General features: G+C 51.8%; 19 protein-coding genes and 1 other annotated feature. Of the genes, 9 read left to right on the top strand and 10 right to left on the bottom strand.

Going from position 1 to position 19,045, the window contains the following annotated elements:
* Nucleotides 1-7 precede the first annotated feature (7 nt).
* Together HA49_RS21280 and HA49_RS21465 are read left to right on the top strand one after the other, a co-directional pair.
* A complete protein-coding gene (locus HA49_RS21280) occupies nt 8-325 on the top strand; it encodes a hypothetical protein (protein WP_052752516.1) in 318 nt (105 codons plus the stop codon).
* Nucleotides 326-333: 8 nt separating this feature from the next.
* Nucleotides 334-567, top strand: coding sequence for a hypothetical protein (locus HA49_RS21465; protein WP_156994661.1), 234 nt, complete (start codon nt 334-336; stop codon nt 565-567).
* A gap of 233 nt (nt 568-800) precedes the next feature.
* On the opposite strand, the gene cueR is transcribed toward HA49_RS21465, so the two are convergent.
* Nucleotides 801-1,202 (bottom strand): Cu(I)-responsive transcriptional regulator, encoded by a 402-nt coding sequence (gene cueR / locus HA49_RS14490; RefSeq protein WP_038018785.1) that lies wholly within the window; start codon nt 1,200-1,202, stop codon nt 801-803.
* A 151-nt stretch (nt 1,203-1,353) separates the two neighbouring features.
* Here cueR and HA49_RS14485 point away from each other — a divergent pair, with 151 nt between their 5' ends.
* The 3 genes from HA49_RS14485 to ybaK are packed head-to-tail and all read left to right on the top strand — an operon-like array spanning nt 1,354 to nt 5,282.
* Nucleotides 1,354-3,903: a copper-translocating P-type ATPase gene (locus HA49_RS14485; protein ID WP_046791844.1), complete on the top strand. Its 2,550-nt coding sequence runs from the start codon at nt 1,354-1,356 to the stop codon at nt 3,901-3,903.
* Nucleotides 3,904-3,938: 35 nt separating this feature from the next.
* Nucleotides 3,939-4,745 (top strand): TraB/GumN family protein, encoded by an 807-nt coding sequence (locus HA49_RS14480; protein WP_038018783.1) that lies wholly within the window; start codon nt 3,939-3,941, stop codon nt 4,743-4,745.
* A gap of 57 nt (nt 4,746-4,802) precedes the next feature.
* Nucleotides 4,803-5,282 (top strand): Cys-tRNA(Pro)/Cys-tRNA(Cys) deacylase YbaK, encoded by a 480-nt coding sequence (ybaK, locus tag HA49_RS14475; protein ID WP_038018781.1) that lies wholly within the window; start codon nt 4,803-4,805, stop codon nt 5,280-5,282.
* Here the strand turns inward: ybaK and HA49_RS14470 are convergent.
* Nucleotides 5,279-6,145, bottom strand: coding sequence for a LysR family transcriptional regulator (locus HA49_RS14470; RefSeq protein WP_038018780.1), 867 nt, complete (start codon nt 6,143-6,145; stop codon nt 5,279-5,281). The two genes, ybaK and HA49_RS14470, sit on opposite strands and share 4 nt — an antisense overlap.
* A gap of 91 nt (nt 6,146-6,236) precedes the next feature.
* On the opposite strand from HA49_RS14470, the gene HA49_RS14465 reads away from it, so the two are divergent.
* Nucleotides 6,237-6,677 carry a PACE efflux transporter gene (locus tag HA49_RS14465; protein WP_046791869.1) on the top strand — a complete coding sequence of 147 codons (441 nt, stop codon included), beginning with the start codon at nt 6,237-6,239 and terminating at the stop codon, nt 6,675-6,677.
* A 438-nt stretch (nt 6,678-7,115) separates the two neighbouring features.
* Nucleotides 7,116-8,804, top strand: coding sequence for a YbaL family putative K(+) efflux transporter (gene ybaL / locus HA49_RS14460; RefSeq protein ID WP_038018777.1), 1,689 nt, complete (start codon nt 7,116-7,118; stop codon nt 8,802-8,804).
* Between the two features lie 37 nt (nt 8,805-8,841).
* On the opposite strand, the gene HA49_RS14455 is transcribed toward ybaL, so the two are convergent.
* The 8 genes from HA49_RS14455 to apt all read right to left on the bottom strand — a co-directional run bounded on the left by HA49_RS14455 (nt 8,842) and on the right by apt (nt 17,853).
* On the bottom strand, nt 8,842-10,143 hold the full coding sequence (locus tag HA49_RS14455) for an inosine/guanosine kinase (protein WP_038018774.1): 1,302 nt from the start codon (nt 10,141-10,143) through the stop codon (nt 8,842-8,844).
* 64 nt (nt 10,144-10,207) lie between these two features.
* On the bottom strand, nt 10,208-11,167 hold the full coding sequence (gene hemH / locus HA49_RS14450) for a ferrochelatase (protein WP_038018771.1): 960 nt from the start codon (nt 11,165-11,167) through the stop codon (nt 10,208-10,210).
* 122 nt (nt 11,168-11,289) lie between these two features.
* Complete coding sequence (gene adk / locus HA49_RS14445) at nt 11,290-11,934, bottom strand: adenylate kinase (RefSeq protein ID WP_038018768.1); 645 nt, start codon at nt 11,932-11,934, stop codon at nt 11,290-11,292.
* A 276-nt stretch (nt 11,935-12,210) separates the two neighbouring features.
* Complete coding sequence (gene htpG, locus HA49_RS14440) at nt 12,211-14,079, bottom strand: molecular chaperone HtpG (RefSeq protein ID WP_211259072.1); 1,869 nt, start codon at nt 14,077-14,079, stop codon at nt 12,211-12,213.
* A gap of 105 nt (nt 14,080-14,184) precedes the next feature.
* Nucleotides 14,185-14,790 (bottom strand): recombination mediator RecR, encoded by a 606-nt coding sequence (gene recR / locus HA49_RS14435; protein WP_038018762.1) that lies wholly within the window; start codon nt 14,788-14,790, stop codon nt 14,185-14,187.
* Nucleotides 14,790-15,119: a YbaB/EbfC family nucleoid-associated protein gene (locus tag HA49_RS14430; RefSeq protein ID WP_038018760.1), complete on the bottom strand. Its 330-nt coding sequence runs from the start codon at nt 15,117-15,119 to the stop codon at nt 14,790-14,792. Before HA49_RS14430 ends, recR begins: the two co-directional genes overlap by 1 nt.
* A gap of 54 nt (nt 15,120-15,173) precedes the next feature.
* Nucleotides 15,174-17,114, bottom strand: a complete 1,941-nt coding sequence (dnaX, locus tag HA49_RS14425; protein WP_038018757.1) for a DNA polymerase III subunit gamma/tau — start codon at nt 17,112-17,114, stop codon at nt 15,174-15,176.
* Nucleotides 15,777-15,838, bottom strand: a sequence feature (DnaX frameshifting element). (Overlaps the previous gene by 62 nt.)
* Before the next feature lie 187 nt (nt 17,115-17,301).
* Nucleotides 17,302-17,853 (bottom strand): adenine phosphoribosyltransferase, encoded by a 552-nt coding sequence (gene apt / locus HA49_RS14420; RefSeq protein WP_038018754.1) that lies wholly within the window; start codon nt 17,851-17,853, stop codon nt 17,302-17,304.
* 312 nt (nt 17,854-18,165) lie between these two features.
* Between apt and priC the strand changes: the two genes are divergently transcribed.
* Nucleotides 18,166-18,696 carry a primosomal replication protein PriC gene (gene priC, locus HA49_RS14415; protein WP_052752515.1) on the top strand — a complete coding sequence of 177 codons (531 nt, stop codon included), beginning with the start codon at nt 18,166-18,168 and terminating at the stop codon, nt 18,694-18,696.
* Nucleotides 18,697-18,864: 168 nt separating this feature from the next.
* Nucleotides 18,865-19,035, top strand: a complete 171-nt coding sequence (rsmS, locus tag HA49_RS14410; RefSeq protein ID WP_072055949.1) for a pleiotropic regulatory protein RsmS — start codon at nt 18,865-18,867, stop codon at nt 19,033-19,035.
* The last annotated feature ends 10 nt before the right edge of the window (nt 19,036-19,045 follow it).

Genomic DNA, 19,045 nt, shown 5'->3' with positions numbered 1-19,045 from the left:
TATCAAAATGACATCACTACCCTGCAGAGCAATAGCCATTCTTTTTCTTCTTTTCAGCTATAAAAATGCCTGTTCCGGGTCTCTTTCAACAGAACGCAGTCCTGTCGCCGAAGTCGCCGTTCTGGTCGAAAAATTAGTGATGGCGAACTCTGCGCAAAGTAACGAGATCCTTTCAAAAATTAATTCAATTCGTAAACGATACCCTGAAAACACCGACATTCTGTTAATGTACACCAATAGCCTTATAGGCGAAAAACACTATAAAGAAGGCATTGAATTTCTTAACACTCTCTGTAAAAAAAACCAAACCGCACCTGTTTACTGACACGATGTATGTTGACACAAAGATTAGGAGATAAAGAGATTGGTTGCTACCAGGAGGTGGTACGCCTTTCCGAACAACAGCATTTGATGGATTCAGATTATGTCACTGCGCTGTTCTTTACCGACACCAAAAAATTTAGCACTGTTAAACAACAGCTCATCAACAAAAACCAGTTCAATGAGAGTGATTTTTTAGTCTTCAATTCGGATGAAGAAAAGATTCTGCATGAATTTTTTCCATAAATCATTGACCCGCCCTCTGCCGGGTAATCCCCCCGGACGACCGCTCTGTTCATCAGTAGAATTTTCTACTCACCCGAATTCAGGGGTCGGGAATGGCCGGATAATATTGACCCGGGATGAATTACATCCAAACCCGAACCTGTCACCTACAGCTCAGAAGGCCTTTGGCCCTTTTTCAGAAGTACTGCCCATAAAGGGAAGTTATCGGCTGAAAAAAGATGACTGCCTCCGCATCACTTGCGGTGGCAGCTTCCTGACAGGCTATCAATAATCGGGCATTCTGCCCCGTCATCCCCAGGGCAACTGTCGGCCAGTGTCATCAGGCGCTGACGCATTTCCTGAAGTTCCTGCATCTGCCGGTCGATATCACTGACTTTACGTAACGTGCGGGCTTTGATATCCGCACTGTGACGATGAGGATCATTAAACATACCTACCAGTTCCCGGCATTCTTCCAGGCTGAATCCGACCTGACGCGCCTGGCGTAACAGCGTCAGCTCTTCAATATGGTGCCCGGCGTAACTCCGATAGCCATTAGCACTGCGTTGTGGCGGGGTCATAATGCCCTTCTCTTCATAAAAACGAATCGCTTTGCTGGATAAACCGGTCCTGCGGGCTACATCGCTGATGTTCATTAAGCTTCTCCGTCACTGAATAGATCGTGCTGAGGGACAACCGGCAGAGTTCTCTGCGGGTTGCTGCTTTTAGGTTGACCTTTACCTTACAGGAAGGTTTACACTTTGGGTACAGTGAATAATCACTCTGCGACAGAAGGAGATAGTAATCATGTCTGACCCCCTGATTTTACAACTTGACGGCCTATCCTGTGGTCACTGTATTAAACGTGTCAAAGACGTTCTGGAACAGCGTGACGATGTCGCGTCCGCCGATGTCACCCTGGAACAGGCTGTCGTTACCGGTACCGCCTCGGCAGCGGATCTGATTCCGGTCATTGAGCAGGCCGGGTATCATGCCAGCCAGCCACAGGCAAACGTTCACCCAAAGCCTGAACCGCTGACAGCAACTTCACCCGTGCCGGACGGGCTGGCAGCGGACCCCATTATTCCGGCCAACCCGGCAGAGGATAATAGCCAGTCGGTACAGTTACTGATTGACGGTATGAGCTGTGCCAGTTGCGTTAGCCGGGTTGAAAAAGCATTAAACCAGGTCGATAAGGTCCGCCAGGCCAGGGTTAATCTGGCGGATCGTAGTGCCTTAATCAGCGGCAATGCAGATCCGCAGTCACTGATTGCTGCCGTCACCGCTGCCGGGTATGGCGCAATGCTGGTGGCTGACGAAACCGAACGCCGGGAACAGCAACAGAAATCTGCCCGGCAAAACTTTATTCGTTTCAGCTGGCAGGCGGCGGTCGCTCTGCTGGTCGGAATCCCGGTGATGATCTGGGGAATGACCAGCCATAATATGATGCTGACCTCCCACAACCAACTGATCTGGCAAATCATTGGCGTGACCACTTTGCTGGTGATGATCATCGCCGGTGGGCATTTTTATCGCAATGCCTGGAAAAGTTTACGCAACCGCACAGCAACCATGGATACACTGGTTGCCCTGGGGACCACCGTTGCCTGGGCTTACTCCGCCAGCGTGGTACTGTTCCCGGAAAGCTTCCCGTTACCGGCACGGCATCTCTATTTTGAAGCCAGCGCCATGATTATCGGGCTGATAAATCTGGGCCATGCTCTGGAACAACGAGCCAGACAACACTCTTCTCAGGCCCTGGAGAAACTGCTGGATCTGACGCCTCAGGAAGCGACGGTGATCCGTGACGAAGGGGATATCTCTCTGCCTGTCAGCCAGATTGAACCCGGAATGCGCCTGCGGCTGCGTGCCGGTCACAGAGTTCCGGTGGACGGTATTATTGATTCAGGAGAAGGAACCATTGATGAGTCCATGCTGACCGGTGAAGCCTGGCCACAGCAAAAAACGGCCACAGACCCTGTGCATGCGGGAACACTGGTGGTTGACGGTACCCTGAGTTTTCGGGCAACAGCCACCGGTAAAAATACTGCACTGGCACGAATCATCTCGCTGGTCAGAAATGCCCAGAGCAGCAAACCGCGCATCGGACAGCTCGCCGACCGGATTTCAGCTATCTTTGTCCCTGCGGTGATTATTATTGCACTGCTGAGCGGACTGATCTGGTATCTGGCAGGCCCTGCTCCTCAGTTTGCTTACAGCATGGTGGTGATCACCAGCGTGTTGATCATTGCCTGCCCTTGCGCTTTAGGTCTGGCAACCCCGATGTCGATCATTGCGGGGGTCGGACGCGCGGCTGAAGCAGGGATCCTGGTGAAAGATGCTGACGCACTGCAACAAGCCAGCAATGTGGATACCATAGTGTTTGATAAAACCGGCACCCTGACCACCGGACGACCTGCGGTGACCGGCGTGACACTGTTTAATCACTCTTCCGAACAGCAAATTCTGACTCTGGCGGCGGCAGTCGAACAACATTCATCACACCCGCTGGCGACGGCAATACTGGCACGGGTCGATGCAAGCGCTCTGCCTGAGGTCAGCCATCTGCAAACGGTGGCAGGTAAAGGACTTTCTGCCGAATGCGATGGCCACCGGTTGCTGCTCGGCAATCAGTTGCTACTGTCTGATGCCGGTGTTGACATAGTCGCGGCCGATGAAAGTCTGCAAACCACCAGCCGGCAAGGCGCCACACCGGTTTTACTGGCGATAGATGGCCAACTGGCTGCACTGCTGGCGGTCAGCGACCCGCTGCGTCCGGAAACCCCACAGGTTGTGGCACGGTTACAACAACAAGGTTATCAGGTAGTGATGCTGACCGGCGACAGAAAACAAACTGCCGAAGTGGTGGCGGCCAGTGCCGGAATACGCCAGGTGATTGCCGAAGTGCTGCCGGCAGATAAAGCCAGTGTAGTAAAACGGCTTCAGCAACAGGGGCACAGTGTGGCCATGGTTGGCGATGGGATCAATGATGCGCCCGCGCTGGCTCAGGCAGACACCGGGATTGCTATCAGCGGTGGCAGCGATATCGCCATCGAAACCGCCACCATGGCTCTGATGCGTCAGGATTTACGGGCCGTCACTGATGCGCTAATGATCTCAGTGGCAACGCTGCGTAATATGAAGCAGAATCTGTTTGGGGCGTTTGTCTATAACTGTCTGGGTATCCCTCTGGCGGCAGGAGTGCTCTATCCGCTGACTGGAACGTTACTCAATCCGGTGATCGCGGGGGCCGCGATGGCCTTATCCTCTATCACTGTGGTGTCTAATGCTAACCGCTTGTTAAGATTCCGTTTACCTGAGCAGAATAAGCTATCCCTGCCCGCCGGAAATGACTAGCATAGAGCTACAGGTATTGATACAGGACATCCGTAATGGCATCACTGTGGCAATCGCTACAAAAATTATGGCAGGTAATGATGCCGGTCAGCTACCACTGGCCGGCTGTCGATTTGCGGGTGAACAACAGCCGGATTCATCTGGTCGGCAGTATTCATATGGGTACCCGCAATATGTACCCGCTGCCAGACCCCTTGCTCAGGCAACTACGGGCCGCTGATGCACTGATCGTTGAAGCCGATATTCTTTCTGACCCTTCCCCGTTAAGCCATGATGATGAACGCCCACCGCTGGCTGAGCGTTTTGAGCCTGAGCTGACGACAGAACTGCTAAAACGCTGTTCAGAAAATGAGGTCCTTCAGGCCACTATCGAACATCTGCCTGCCTGGCAAATCGCGCTGATCCTTCAAAGCCGCCAGGCTCAGAGACTCGGTTTGCGCCCGGAGTATGGTATCGATTATCAGCTGTTACAGGCGGCAAAATCGATGGGTAAACCGGTTATCGAACTGGAAGGTGCCAGCACTCAACTGGCATTGCTGACACAGCTTCCCGATGACGGACTGGCACTGCTCAGCGACTCTTTACAACATTGGCATACCAATGCCAGGCTGTTGCAGACCATGATTAGCTGGTGGGTGGAAGGCCCGCCACGCGGCGATTTACCGGTCGGGATATTACCCTCAACGTTCAGTAGCTCACTGAATGATACGCTGATCCGGCAACGTAATCTGGAATGGAAACAACAACTCAGCCGCCTGTCAGCAGGCAGGTACCTGGCCGCGGTCGGGGCACTGCATCTGTATGGCGAGGATAATTTACCCGCCATGTTTGGCCAGAAATAATCTGCCGGTCGCTATCGCCTGCCGGGAGTATCGGATAACAGACAACAAGGATAATTTATGACACCTGCAATCCTGCTGCTGGAAAAACAGAAAATAAAATTTCAGGTTCATCAGTATGAACATGACAGCCATGAAACCAATTTTGGCGATGAAGTGGTCCGGAAACTGCAACTTAATCCATTACAGGTGTTTAAAACACTGCTGGTAGCACTGAACGGAGATGGGAAAAATCTGGCCGTTGCGGTGACTCCGGTGGCGACACAGCTGGATTTGAAGAAAGTGGCAAAGGCGTTGGGTGCCAAAAAAGCAGACATGGCAGATCCTCAGGTTGCACAACGCGTTACCGGTTACCTGGTGGGGGGAATCAGCCCGCTGGGGCAGAAAAAACGTTTACCTACGGTGATTGACCAGGGGGCGACTGAGTATCCGACGATGTACATTTCCGGGGGGAAACGCGGGCTGGATATTTCACTCGCTCCTGCGGATCTTGCTGCCCTGCTTGCTGCGCCATTTGCAGATATCGCACGGCACGATTAATCACTCTGCTGACATAACTGGTCAATCATCCAGTAACCGGCGGGCCCGGGAGGATGGCGGGTTGACCAGATAACATCCATCCGGCTTTGTTGCTGCCAGCCAGGCAGCGTCAGCTCCTGTAGTACTCCCCGGCCAAATTGCCGCACCATCCAGCAAGGCAGTTCACTCCATCCAAACCCCTGCTCTGCCATATCCATTAATAACAGATAAGACGACGCTGACCAGGACTGACCTGACGTTTTATTTTCCGGCGGACGGATCCAGGTGTTTAGCCGCAACTGGCGTATCTGTTTCAGCACAGACGTTGTCAACTGAGACTCAGAGGCCACTGGATGCTGGTGATGGATATAGACTCCCATCCTCACCAGCACCTGTAAGCGTCTGGCTTCAAGCTCCGGTGAGAGTGCCGGCTGTTCACGAACCACGCCTAAATGCGCTCGTCCGGTCTGTAATAACTCAAGTACATCATCATCTTCTGCCACCAGACATTCAAACTCAATATCCGGGTAACGTTCTGCGAACCTGTGCAATAATATTTCATGGTGATCTGCCGGCCAGATATCGGAAATCGCCAGCGTCAGACGAGGTTCAATGCCCCGCGACATGCGGATGGACAAATCATCCAGCCGCCGGCTGGCCGCCAGAATATCATTGACCCGCGCCAAAGCACGTATTCCCTCTTCCGTGAGCACCGGCTGTCTGCCGCTGCGCTCAAACAACAGAAAACCCATATCATCTTCCAGCCGCGCAACGGCTGTACTGATGGTGGACTGGCTTTTTCCTAATGCCCTGGCGGCGGCGGAGAAAGAACCGCTGGCCACAGTCTGTACAAAAGCTTCAAGTGATTCCGGTGAATAACGCATCTCTGACCTATCGGTTTTTACGATATGTCCTCATTTTACCCTGCGAATGACTGCGGTGAAAATAGCCATAACTTTTTTTGGAGCCAATATTATGCGTAGCCGTTCAGCCACAGGGCGTTTATTACACACCGTCAGTTATGAGTTTTTTGCGTTGCTGATCACCATCCCGGGCGCCGCATGGATCATGGACAAGCCGATCGGCGGGATGGGTATTACCGCTATCGTACTATCGATTTCAGCGATGGTATGGAACCTGGTGTTTAATATCTTCTTTGACCGCCGCTTTCCGCCGCATGCTCCACGAGGTCCGGTGGTCCGCACCTTGCAGGCTGTGGGTTTCGAGGGAGGGTTTGTCGTCATCGCCGTGCCCCTGACAGCAGTTATGCTGAGCATCAGTCCGGCCAGCGCACTGATGTTGGATATTGGTTTTCTGATGTTTTATCTGCCTTATACTTATCTGTTTAACTGGTGTTGGGACAAACTTCCGGCAGCAATAAACCGATTACGACGCTCCCGGCCCTGCATCCGCTAACCGCTATGTTCTGGTCGTCTGACGGCGACCAGAATACATTCAACGCAAGTGGACGGGAGTGTAATAGCAACAGGTCTGCAATCTTTTCCATATTCAGGATAAATTGCTTTACCGCAATTTCTCACCGGTCAGCCAGATTAATGAATGAATAAATTCATCGTCCGGGTCATAAAAACGAACAAACCGCCTCTATTTGTCAGCTTACGATCCTGTTGTTACGTCATCAGACCAGGTATTACTGTGCAAAGCGACACCATTTTAAGCTGTTATTTATTGTTAACCCTGAAAATTTACCCAGGTTTTATAAAGAAGCGTAATTTTTCACCTGCTTTCGTTCAATTTTTGCTATTTTGGATAAATAACTGTGTTTCGGATTAGCATCTGATGTGCCCCATCATTCACGGCCAGCAAGGATTGCCATGCCGTTAAGGAGAGATCATGCACCATACTACTCCCCTGATAACCACCATTGTCGGCGCGTTAGTGCTGGCTTTTCTGCTCGGTATGCTGGCGAATAAGCTGCGAATTTCTCCGCTAGTGGGCTATCTGCTGGCCGGGGTGCTGGCAGGCCCGTTTACCCCCGGATTTGTCGCTGATACCAATCTCGCGCCGGAACTGGCTGAACTGGGTGTCATACTGCTGATGTTCGGCGTGGGATTACATTTCTCACTGAAAGATTTAATGTCGGTGAAAGGAATTGCCATTCCCGGTGCGATCGCGCAGATTTTTGTCGCGACACTCCTTGGCCTGGGGCTCGCCTTGGCCCTCGGCTGGAATCTGATGACCGGTCTGGTATTTGGTCTCTGTCTGTCCACCGCCAGTACGGTGGTGTTACTCAGAGCTCTGGAAGAGCGGCAACTGGTAGACAGTCAACGCGGCCGGATTGCCATTGGCTGGCTGATTGTCGAAGACCTGGTGATGGTGCTAACCCTGGTCTTACTGCCGGCTGTCGCCGGAATGATGGAACAGGGAAATGCCAGTCTGAGCCTGTTGTTATGGGACCTGCTGATTACCATTGGCAAAGTGGTTGCTTTTATGGTGATTATGGTAGTTTTTGGCCGACGAGCAGTGCCGTGGATTCTGGCGAAAAGCGCCGCCACCGGCTCACGTGAGTTGTTTACCCTCGCCGTTCTGGCACTGGCGCTGGGCATTGCCTTCGGGGCTGTTGAGTTCTTTGATGTTTCTTTCGCACTCGGGGCTTTCTTCGCGGGGATGGTGCTGAACGAATCCGAACTGAGCCATCGCGCAGCACATGATACCCTGCCACTGCGTGATGCCTTTGCGGTACTGTTTTTTGTCTCGGTCGGTATGCTGTTTGACCCACATATTCTGATTGATCGACCACTGGCGGTACTCGGCGCTCTGGCCATCATACTGTTCGGTAAATCTATAGCAGCCTGGTTGCTGGTGACCTGGCTGGGTCATACCCGCCGCACCGCAATGACCATTTCGGTCAGTCTGGCGCAGATAGGTGAATTTGCTTTTATTCTGGCAGGTCTGGGGGTATCTCTGGGACTGCTGAATGAAGACGGACGCAATCTGGTACTGGCTGCCGCTATCCTGTCGATCATGATAAACCCGGTAATGTTCACTCTGGCAGAACGCTACCTGATGAAAACCGAACAGCAAAGCGATAACAGCCAGCCAGATCAACAGGAAGAGGAGATTCTGGTCCCACTGGAGATCTGCAACCATGCTGTCATCGTCGGTTATGGTCGGGTGGGCAGTCTGTTATGTCAGAAGCTGACTCACCTGCGGATACCGGTGGTAGTGATTGAAACCACCAGGGCCCGGGTGGAGGTGGTCCGTGAACAGGGTATTCATGCAGTATCCGGAAATGCAGCACGCCACGAAATTATGGACGTCGCCCGGCTGGACTGTGCCCGCTGGTTATTACTGACTATTCCTAACGGCTATGAATCCGGTGAGATCATTGCTGCGGCCAGAGAGAAACGCCCGGATATCGCGATTATTGCCCGGGCTCATTACGATGACGAAGTCACCTATATTATGGAACGTGGAGCTAACCGGGTGATTATGGGTGAGCGGGAAATTGCTAACAGCATGCTGGATATCCTGGAAACAGAGATAGAAGAGCAGCCGCTCAGCCAACAATGTCCGGTCTGACCGGACTTAAGGCTGCCCGTTTCCGGGCAGCCTGCATTCACCGATCCCAGTAGGCTTCTTCCAGACTGTCTTCCCGCTCCGGTAAGCCCCGGCTTAGCCGTGGCGAATGCTGATTCAGGACCTGATAACTGACCCGGTTGGCATATTTACATACCTGTGCCAGCGAGGAATACGTCAGATAATGGTGCGCATGTTTGGCGGAATTAGGCACTTTCTGCCGGTGGTAATTGTTGGCCGTGATATCGTGCAGCACCGCAGCCAATGCCCCGTCGCCGGCGCCGTTGGTATTCATAATCTTTTCCGGCCCGCCCATATAAGGCGCGATATGCGAATAGATCTTTACCGGCTGCCGGCAATCCTGGCGGCGCATTCCCCGACTGAATTCGTACTGGTTAAACTCGGGAATAGCCCCTGGCAGTAATGGCAGGTTGGTCTTTCGCTTGCTGGCGTCTTCGGTAAATCCGGCCATATACAGGCCCGCCGGCCCGGCGGTACAGAGTACCAGGTCAACCCATTGCAGTGCTTTATCTGTCGCCAGTAACGGATCTGATTCTCCTGTCAACTCACAGGCTTCATCTTCATTCATTGCCAAAATCGAAACATGTTCACTCAAAAAGTCCCGCCAGAATTGTGGATTTTCGGCTATCACATGTCTCGTCCCCAGAGTCAGCACCACCGGCACCTGATGTTTTTTGGCGTATTCTATCGCTTTCATGGTGGCCTGTGGCATGGGCTCGCCCGCTTTCGCCCGAACCAGATAAGAGGTGAGTACCAGTACAGCCGCTTCGGCAATTTGCTGTTCGGGAATACTTTCCGGGTGCAGCTGATTCATATCGCCGGGGCTTATCGCAAACGTCCGTTCCCCCTGCTCACTGATCAGGGTGTAACAGCGGCCAATCGAACCCTGGACTCCTTGCATACAGTTCAGGTCAACTTTGCTGGAGGTATTACACAGGTATCGGTAAGCATAATCACCGATTTTGATATTGCTGCACATCACCCCCAGTAATACCGAGCGGTCGTCTGCCAGTACTGAGTAATTATGCAGGGTGTTACCGATAGTGCCTCCGGCAAACTGGTGCGTAATCAGTTGCCCGGCCACCAGCTCGCGGTAAAGTGCCTCGGCGATATCATTGTCGATCACCAGCGAATGCCCGCGGCTCAGGCCGTAACGTTCAAGAAAGTTGTCATCCACTTTAGCTTCGATATCAACCATGATTTGATCGATACCGACCACCGGAGGCGTGGTCTCTGAATCGGCCGGAGCGGCCTGAAGTAACGGGTCACGGGCACTGACCGGAAAATAATGTTTAGATTTACGCTGACCGGGGAATTTCATCTTTTTTAATTAATCGCAGGAATAAACGCAAATTCTAGCATAATTCCTGCGATTAACGGCTATGTCATCGGTACTGGCTGACCAGCTGTAACATCATATCAATATGCAGTTCATCGTCATTGAGTGCCGGGATATATTCAAACTTTTCTCCGCCTGCATGCATGAAAAACTCGCGGTTCTGGCCATTAATCTCTTCCAGAGTCTCGAGACAGTCGGCAGAAAAACCCGGACTCATCACCTGAATATGACGAATACCTTTGCCTGGCAGTGATTTGACGGTTTCGTCGGTATAAGGTGTCAGCCAGGGTTCACGCCCAAAGCGTGACTGATAGGTCATGAGCAGTTGTTGTTCCGACATTCCCAACGCTTCACGCAGTAAGCGGGTGGTTTCAGCACAACGCTGCGGATAGTCATCCCCTTCATTAGCAAAGCGCTGAGGTATACCGTGGAACGACAGCAATAACACATCCGGTTTACCATGTTCGGCAAAGGCACGTTCTGCTGAGGCTTTCAGGGCAGCGATGTAACCCGGATGAGTCGCATAATCACGAATAAAATGGATATCCGGTAATGTCCGGACCGGCAGAAATATTTGATGCAGCGCATCCCAGACAGCCGATACGGTGGTGGAAGAGAACTGCGGGTAGAGTGGCAAGACTATCAGACGGGTCACGCCTTGTGCCAACAACTGGTTCACTGCACTGTCCAGCGATGGATTACCGTAGCTCATCCCGAGAGCAACTGGCATATCTGTCTTCGCTGCCAATGCATCCCGTTGACGTTTACTGAACACCAGCAGTGGTGACCCCTCCTCCATCCATACCGAAGCATAGAGTTTGGCGACCCGTGGAGAGCGTAATGGCAAAATCGCGCCGTTGAGTACCGGCCACCAAATCAAACGCGGGACATCCACCACCCGTTTGTCACTAAGAAATTGCTTCAGATAGCGTTTGACCGCAGAAGAGGTTGGCGCATCAGGCGTGCCTAAATTCACCAGCAGGACACCCGGCTTATCTTGCCTCATAGTAATTCCCTGATAATAAGCTTGTACAAAGAAAGGCTTATTGTAGCGTATCCAGGCGAAGGGAAAAGCAATTACTGTGATTGATGGCAGAGCGAACCGGCAAATACCGGTCCGCACAGGGATTAACCCAGGATAGTGGCCAGCTCTTTGCTGACATCCGCCACAGGGCGGGTACCGTCGATTTTCTGATAACGGGTACGGCCTTCAGCGGCTTCTTTGCTGTAGTAAGCAATTAGCGGAGCGGTCATCTGATGATATTCTACCAGACGTTTACGTACTGTTTCTTCCTGGTCATCTTTACGGATGGTCAGTTCTTCACCGGTCACATCATCCACACCTTCCTGCTTCGGCGGGTTATAGGTGACGTGGTAGACACGCCCGGAAGGCGCATGCACACGACGGCCAACGATACGGTCGACAATAATTTCATCAGGAACCGCAAATTCCAGGACATAATCCACGGAAATTCCGGCGTCTTTCATGGCATCAGCCTGAGGGATCGTCCGTGGGAAACCATCCAGCAGAAAACCGGCTTTGCAGTCATCCTGTGCAATGCGCTCTTTCACCAGGGCAATGACCAGCTCATCTGTCACCAGTTTACCCGCATCCATAATGGCTTTGGCCTGCATACCCAGCTCCGTGCCAGCTTTCACCGCTGCACGTAACATATCACCGGTAGAGATCTGCGGAATACCGTATTTCTCCATGATGAACTGAGCCTGAGTTCCTTTACCTGCACCCGGAGCACCGAGCAAAATAATACGCATTGCGTAATACCTCTTGCGAATCGCGTTTAATAAACTTTCTGAAGGGCAAAAACATAACATTATGTCCCGCTATCCACAAGGAAAGGAGCGGCCAGGAGTCAGGTAAATGGGGGAACTGTACAGAAAGACGGCTTGTTATCGGTAACATCAACATCTGGCAGCAAAATAACCCTAAAATCATCACCCATCGTGCGACTGATGCGAATTTTAGGTTCCGCAGCGTTAACCAAAAAATACCCCGGCAAGCCGGGGCATTTTATGCTGAAAATTAGCTGATTATCCCAGCAGCAACTGGTTCATGCGACGGATAAACTGGTTAGGATCTTCCAGAGTTCCGCGTTCAGCAAACAGTGCCTGGTCGAGCAATAACTCGGTCCAGTCGGCAAAACGACTGTCATCTGTTGTTGCTGCAGCCTGTTTCACCAATGGATGCTCAGGATTAATTTCAAAAATGTATTTAACTTCCGGCGCTTCCTGACCCGCCGCCGCAAACAGTTTCGCCATCTGAGTGCTCATTTCATCGGCATCGGTCACCACAATGGCCGGAGTATCAGTCAGACGATGCGTCAGGCGCACATCTTTCACCCGCTCACCGAGCAAGGTTTTTACCCGCTCAACAAACGGTTCAAGGGCTTTCTCGCTCTCTTTCTGCTCTTCTGTTTCTTCGTCGGCCAGTTTATCCAGGGCATCATCGGCTTTGCTGACTGACTGGAAGGCCTTGCCATCAAACTCAGTCAGATAGCTCATCATCCATTCATCGATACGTTCAGACAGCAGTAAGACTTCTATCCCTTTCTTACGGAACAGTTCCAGGTGCGGGCTGTTTTTCGCTGCGGCATAGCTGTCAGCAGTGATGTAATAGATTTTTTCCTGACCTTCAGACATACGGCTGATGTACTGTTCCAGTGTTACTGTCTGTTCTGAACTGTCTGTATGCGTTGAAGCAAATCGCAGCAGCTTTGCAATAGCCGGCAGATTGGTCGGGTCTTCGGCTGGCCCCTCTTTCAGTGCCAGACCAAAAGCCTTCCAGAATTGCAGATATTTGGTTTCATCATCTTTTGCCAGTTTCTCCAGCATTTGCAAAGTACGTTTAGTTAACGCACTGCGCAGGCTCTGGGTCACCCGGCTGTCCTGCAGAATTTCACGGGAGACATTCAACGGCAGGTCATTAGAATCTATCAGACCACGGACAAACCGTAGGTAGTTCGGCATAAACTGTTCGGCGTCATCCATAATAAATACGCGCTGTACATACAGTTTCAAACCATGCTTATGATCGCGGTTCCACATATCCCAGGGGGCCTGAGCCGGGATATACAGCAGGCTGGTATATTCCTGTTTACCTTCAACGCGGTTATGACTCCAGATCAGCGGATCGGTAAAGTCATGAGCGATGTGCTTATAAAAATCGTTGTATTCTTCGTCGGTGATGTCTGACTTACTTCGGGTCCACAGGGCCTGGGCTTTATTCACTTTTTCCCAGGTCGTGGTCTCGTTCTCTTCATCTTTAGTTTCGATCTCTACCGGCAGTGCAATATGGTCAGAATACTTACTGACGATATTACGTACCCGCCAACTGTCGAGGAACTCATCCTCACCTTCGCGCAGGTGCAGAGTAATTTCTGTTCCACGATCGGCTTTTTCGATATCGGCCAGTGTATATTCACCTTCCCCGGCCGATTCCCAGAATACTCCCTGATCGGCAGGCGCACCGGCAGCACGTGTGCGGACCGTGACTTTATCGGCCACGATAAAAGCTGAGTAAAAACCGACACCAAACTGACCAATCAGCTGGCTGTCTTTTACCTGGTCAGATCCCATTGACTCAAGGAAAGCTTTGGTTCCTGACTTTGCAATGGTGCCCAGGTTGTCAATAACTTCCTCACGGCTCATACCAATGCCGTTATCACTCAGAGTCAGGGTGCGCTGTTCCTTATCGACTGATAAGCGAACGCGTAACTCACCATCGCCTTCATACAGGTCAGCATTTGACAGGGCGCGGAAACGAAGTTTATCTGCTGCATCAGATGCGTTAGAGATAAGCTCGCGCAAAAAGATCTCTTTATTTGAGTAGAGCGAATGGATCATCAGTTGCAGAAGTTGTTTTACTTCTGACTGGAAACCACGAGTCTCTTGTCCTTTCATTGTCATTGATACCTCAAAAAATCAGGATTAACGAATGTCGGGATATGAGATGGGGATGAAACCGGGGATTTCAAGCTGATGTTCCTGAAGAACATCAGCAAGCGATTAATATTTAAACTTTTGACGACCCGCAAGCGAATGTGACAGCGTCGTACCGTCCACCATTTCCAACTCTCCGCCCACCGGAACACCATGCGCAATGCGGCTGGCCTCCACAGAGTACTGCCGGCAAAGATCTGCAATATAATTCGCGGTTGCTTCGCCTTCAATGGTCGGGTTAGTCGCCAGAATCACCTCTGAGATGGTTTCGTTCTGTAACCGCTGTTCAAGAATATCCAGACCGATATCCCCCGGGCCGATACCGTCTAAGGGGGACAGATGCCCCATCAGTACAAAGTAACGACCGGAAAACTGGCCGGTCTGCTCCACTGCGTGAATATCTGCGGGGCTTTCCACCACACAAATAATCCCATTCTGCTGACGCCTTGGATTCGCGCAGATAGTACAGATTTCCTGTTCTGTGAAAGTACGGCAATGAGAACAGTGGCCAATTTCCGACATCGCACGGGTCAGCGCCTGTGCCAGACGCATCCCGCCACTACGATCCCGTTGCAGCAAATGAAACGCCATCCGCTGCGCTGACTTAGGCCCGACGCCGGGCAGGCAACGCAGTGATTCCATCAGAGATTCCAGTAGCGGGCTTGTCTGCATCAGAATGGCATCTTAAAGCCAGGAGGCAGCTGCATTCCGGCAGAAACCGAGGCCATTTTTTCTTTCTGAGTCTCTTCAATGCGGCGTGCGGCATCATTAAATGCGGCAGCAACCAGATCTTCCAGCATCTCTTTGTCGTCTTCCAGCAGGCTTGGATCGATTTCCACGCGACGGCAGTTATGAGCACCATTAATGGTGACTTTAACCAGACCGGCACCGGATTCGCCAGTCACTTCCAGTGCGGCGATCTCTTCCTGAACCTGAGCCATTTTGTCCTGCATTTGCTGGGCTTGCTTCATTAAGTTACCCAGACCACCTTTACCAAACATAATACTCTCTCTCTGCTTAGGCCACAGTCATCCTGATGATGACCTGCAGCATGATTACACGGGTCGGATGCTTTCTTCATCCAGATCCGCATCAAATAATTTCTGCAATGTCCGGATATAAGGATCATTCACCATCGACTGACGCGCCTGGTTCAGTTTCTCTTCATAAATCGCCTGACGCCATTCGAGTGGTGTCAGTACAGCCGGATTATCATCTGCCTCGATGGTCAGTTCAACCGTTTCGCCTGCCTGAGCCGACAAAACTTCCTCCAGCACTTTACGAGCCGAAGGTGAATTCAGGTGTCCCTGCGCCGGGCGAAGGTGCAGACAAACGCTGTGCCCTTGTTGTTGCTTCCAGGCGTTAAGCGCCAGTTGCTGCACCAGTTTAGGCAAATTTAGCCGGGCAATTTCCGCAGCCCAGGGATCGCGTTGTCGGGCCTCTTCTGCCAGTCTGGCCGCAAGCTCCGGCGTTTTTTCATGCTCCAGAGCAGTACGTAGCGCCTTCGGTGTGGTCACCGGCTCGGCAATTTCCGCTTCAGGTTGTTGCGTTTTCCAGCGATAACGTTCCTTCTTTTCCGGCTGACTTTTCGCATCACTCTGTGCGGAGCGGGCTTTGCTCCCCCGCTCTGTCACCGCAGCCAGTCGCTGCAGGGCATTCTGTGCCGGCTGCGCGGTTTGCACCGCCGGCTCAGTCTTTTTTGTGCTATTGGCTCCCCGGCGTAACAGCTCAGTCCGCGCCTGTAGTAACTGGCTGGTGGTCCCGGAGATAGCCGGCGGTGGATCAGCCGGGGCTTCTGATGAAGCGGCACTGATCGCTGAAGGTGCTGACGCGGGAGCAACCGCCGCTGGCTGAACCATTGCGGTCGGGACGCCAGCAGGCACTGCTGCCGGAGCTGTTTCAGTCACGGCCAGGGGATGAAAAGCCAGGGCACGCAACAAGGTCATCTCAACGCCCATACGAGAGTCAGGTGCCAGTGGCAACTCTTTTCTGCCCATCAGCAGTGTCTGATAGTAGAGCTGCACTTCTTCCGGCGGGAGTTTTCTCGCCAGTTCCCTTAACTGCTGTTCACTGGTAATAAACTCTTCATTCAGTGAACCGGGTAATAATTGCAACATGGCGACACAGTGCAGCAGACGCAGCATCTCCACCAGCAGCGATTCCCATTCTACTCCCCGGGCGGCGGCTTGTTGTAACAGAGTCATCACTGACTCTCCCTGACCAGCAGCCAACGCTTCAATCAATGCCAGTGGCTGGCTGCTGTCCAGAGTGCCCAGCATTTCTGCCACCGTCTCTGTAGTTACTGCCCCCTGTCCCATAGCAATCGCCTGATCTGTCAGGCTTAAACCATCACGCAGGCTACCATTTGCCGCACGGGCCAACAACTGCAGGGCCCGCGGTTCGGCACTGATATTTTCGCTGTTAAGAATCCGTGTTAACTGCTGGCTGATCTGTTCTACATCCAGAGCTTTAAGATGAAACTGCAGGCAACGGGAAAGAATGGTCACTGGTAATTTTTGCGGGTCGGTAGTCGCCAGCAAAAATTTCACATGTTCAGGAGGCTCTTCCAGTGTTTTCAACAATGCGTTGAAACTATGGCGCGATAACATGTGAACTTCATCGATCAGATACACTTTAAAACGACCGCGGGCCGGTGCATATTGAACGTTATCCAGCAGGTCCCGGGTATCTTCGACTTTAGTACGGGAAGCCGCATCGATTTCAATCAGATCGACAAACCGGCCCTGCTCGATTTCCCGGCAGTTCTCACACTGTCCGCAGGGAGTCGCAGTGATCCCTTGCTCACAGTTCAGCCCTTTTGCCAGCAGCCGGGCAATAGTGGTTTTACCCACTCCCCGGGTGCCGGAGAAGAGATAAGCGTGATGAAGTCTGCCCAATGACAAACCATTGGCCAGCGCGGTCAAAACATGCTGTTGGCCGACTACATCAGCAAAAACCTGAGGTCGCCACTTTCGCGCAAGAACCTGATAACTCATGGAATTTTAGTCACTGGATAGGGTTAACACATCATGCAGCGCCCCGTGAGGTGACACTGCATCTCGAATCGATAGCGGCAGCAGACGGAGCCTGACCCGGCTTGTCTCTGCGCACTCTAGTGTATCAGCCACCTGGCTCATTGCCTATAAATTTAGGTCAGGGCAAGGTCGTCAACCATTGTGCTGATTAGTGGCCCGGAAAATTAACCACGCTAAAGCAGTCGATTCCTAACGCCCGCAGACGGGACTCACCTTCCAGATCAAACAGGTTGATCACAAAGGCAGCATCATGAACTTCGGCGCCAGCACGACGAATCAGCTTAACTGTCGCTTCAATGGTCCCGCCGGTAGCCAGCAGATCATCCACCACCAGCACTACGTCGCCAGGTTTTACAGCATCGGTATGCATCTCCAGCACATCGATACCATATTCCAGAGAAAACTCTTCACGGTAAGTTTCACGCGGCAGCTTACCTGGTTTACGCACGGGGACAAAACCGACACCCAACCCGAGCGCCACCGGCGCACCAAATAAAAAACCACGTGCTTCGGTCCCAACCACTTTGGTAATGCCCTTGCCACGATAACGTTCAACCAGCACTTCAATGGTCGCTGAATACGCTTTTACATCTTCCAGCAGTCCGGTAACATCACGGAAAAGGATCCCGGGTTTTGGATAGTCCGGAACACTTTTAATGCTATTTTTAATAGATTCAAGCTGTTGCTCAGTTACGCTCATAATGGTACGCCTGGTGAAGTCTCAGTAACACGCAGCCCCGACCGTTCACGGTGACATCACCATGGCCGGCTAAGTCATTATCAGAGGGACCGCGCACGAAAACGGACAAATCTAAGCAAACTGCAAAACAATTGCAACCTCAGAGCCATGACTTGTGCTTATTTATACTGGTGCACAATCCGGGATCAATGTTCTTACCATAAATCAGTCTTCTCTCTGTAGGCAATCAGTCTGTTTACAAAGTAGACGCCAGGCAGAGCAGGTAAACTTTTTTCTGACAGGTAAAGAATTCTTAGTGACGGGCGAGTATATATGAATAAAGAAAAAGTGATTCGTCAGTTTACGGCATTATTCGCCCATTTATGCCGACAGGCTGAGCAGGCAGGTAACCCGGTATGCAGAGAAAAACGCTTTGATCCGCAGTTATTTGCGATTAATGGCAACCGGCTACAGGATTATCTTGAGCAAATTAATAGCAGCCTGACAACGTTGTCAGGGATGAGCTCAGGCCAATCCCCAAAATTTCTGTGGCTGTCACAACGGCTGCTGGATCAATGCCAGGCCATGCAGCGAGAACTGGATACTCTGGAGAGCAGAAACGCAGTTTCACCCACAATCGCTGACTACTGGCTGAATAAGTATCGGGAACAACGGGGTTATGAGTCCAGATTGTGTGAGATGATCTCTTCACAGGAACAACGACTGAACCACGTAAAGACGTTACAGGAACAGCAACTCATCGCCGGTAAGCTGGACTTACTGGAACAGCGACTGGCTCGCTGCCGGGCCGCATTACAGGAGAGTTACTGGCAGTCCTCGGTTCGTTCACCGGCACCAGAGTAATTCTGGCTCTGCCATGTATTCCTGCGGCATAACACGTCAGACGCTGAAAGATAACGGGAGGATAAGGCCTGCCCTCCCGACAATAATTTGCCACTGATGCGGTATGGGAAGCCCCGGCAGTTACCGCACATACAGGTAAATCACTTTTTTACAGAACAGGTTAACTTTATGTCGCTGGAATCTGCACCTGAAGAGGTTAAACTTGCTGTTGATTTAATTATGCTTTTAGAAGAGAACCAGCTACCAGCCCGGCTGGTACTTAAAGCGCTGGAAATTGTCCGACAGGATTACCTCGCCAAGCGAGATAGCGAAGAACAAGGAATGACACCAGGAACCTGACATTACTGGT

It is taken from the genome of Tatumella morbirosei (assembly GCF_000757425.2).
GTDB lineage: Bacteria > Pseudomonadota > Gammaproteobacteria > Enterobacterales > Enterobacteriaceae > Tatumella > Tatumella morbirosei.
This window is presented reverse-complemented; position numbering and strand designations above follow the sequence as displayed.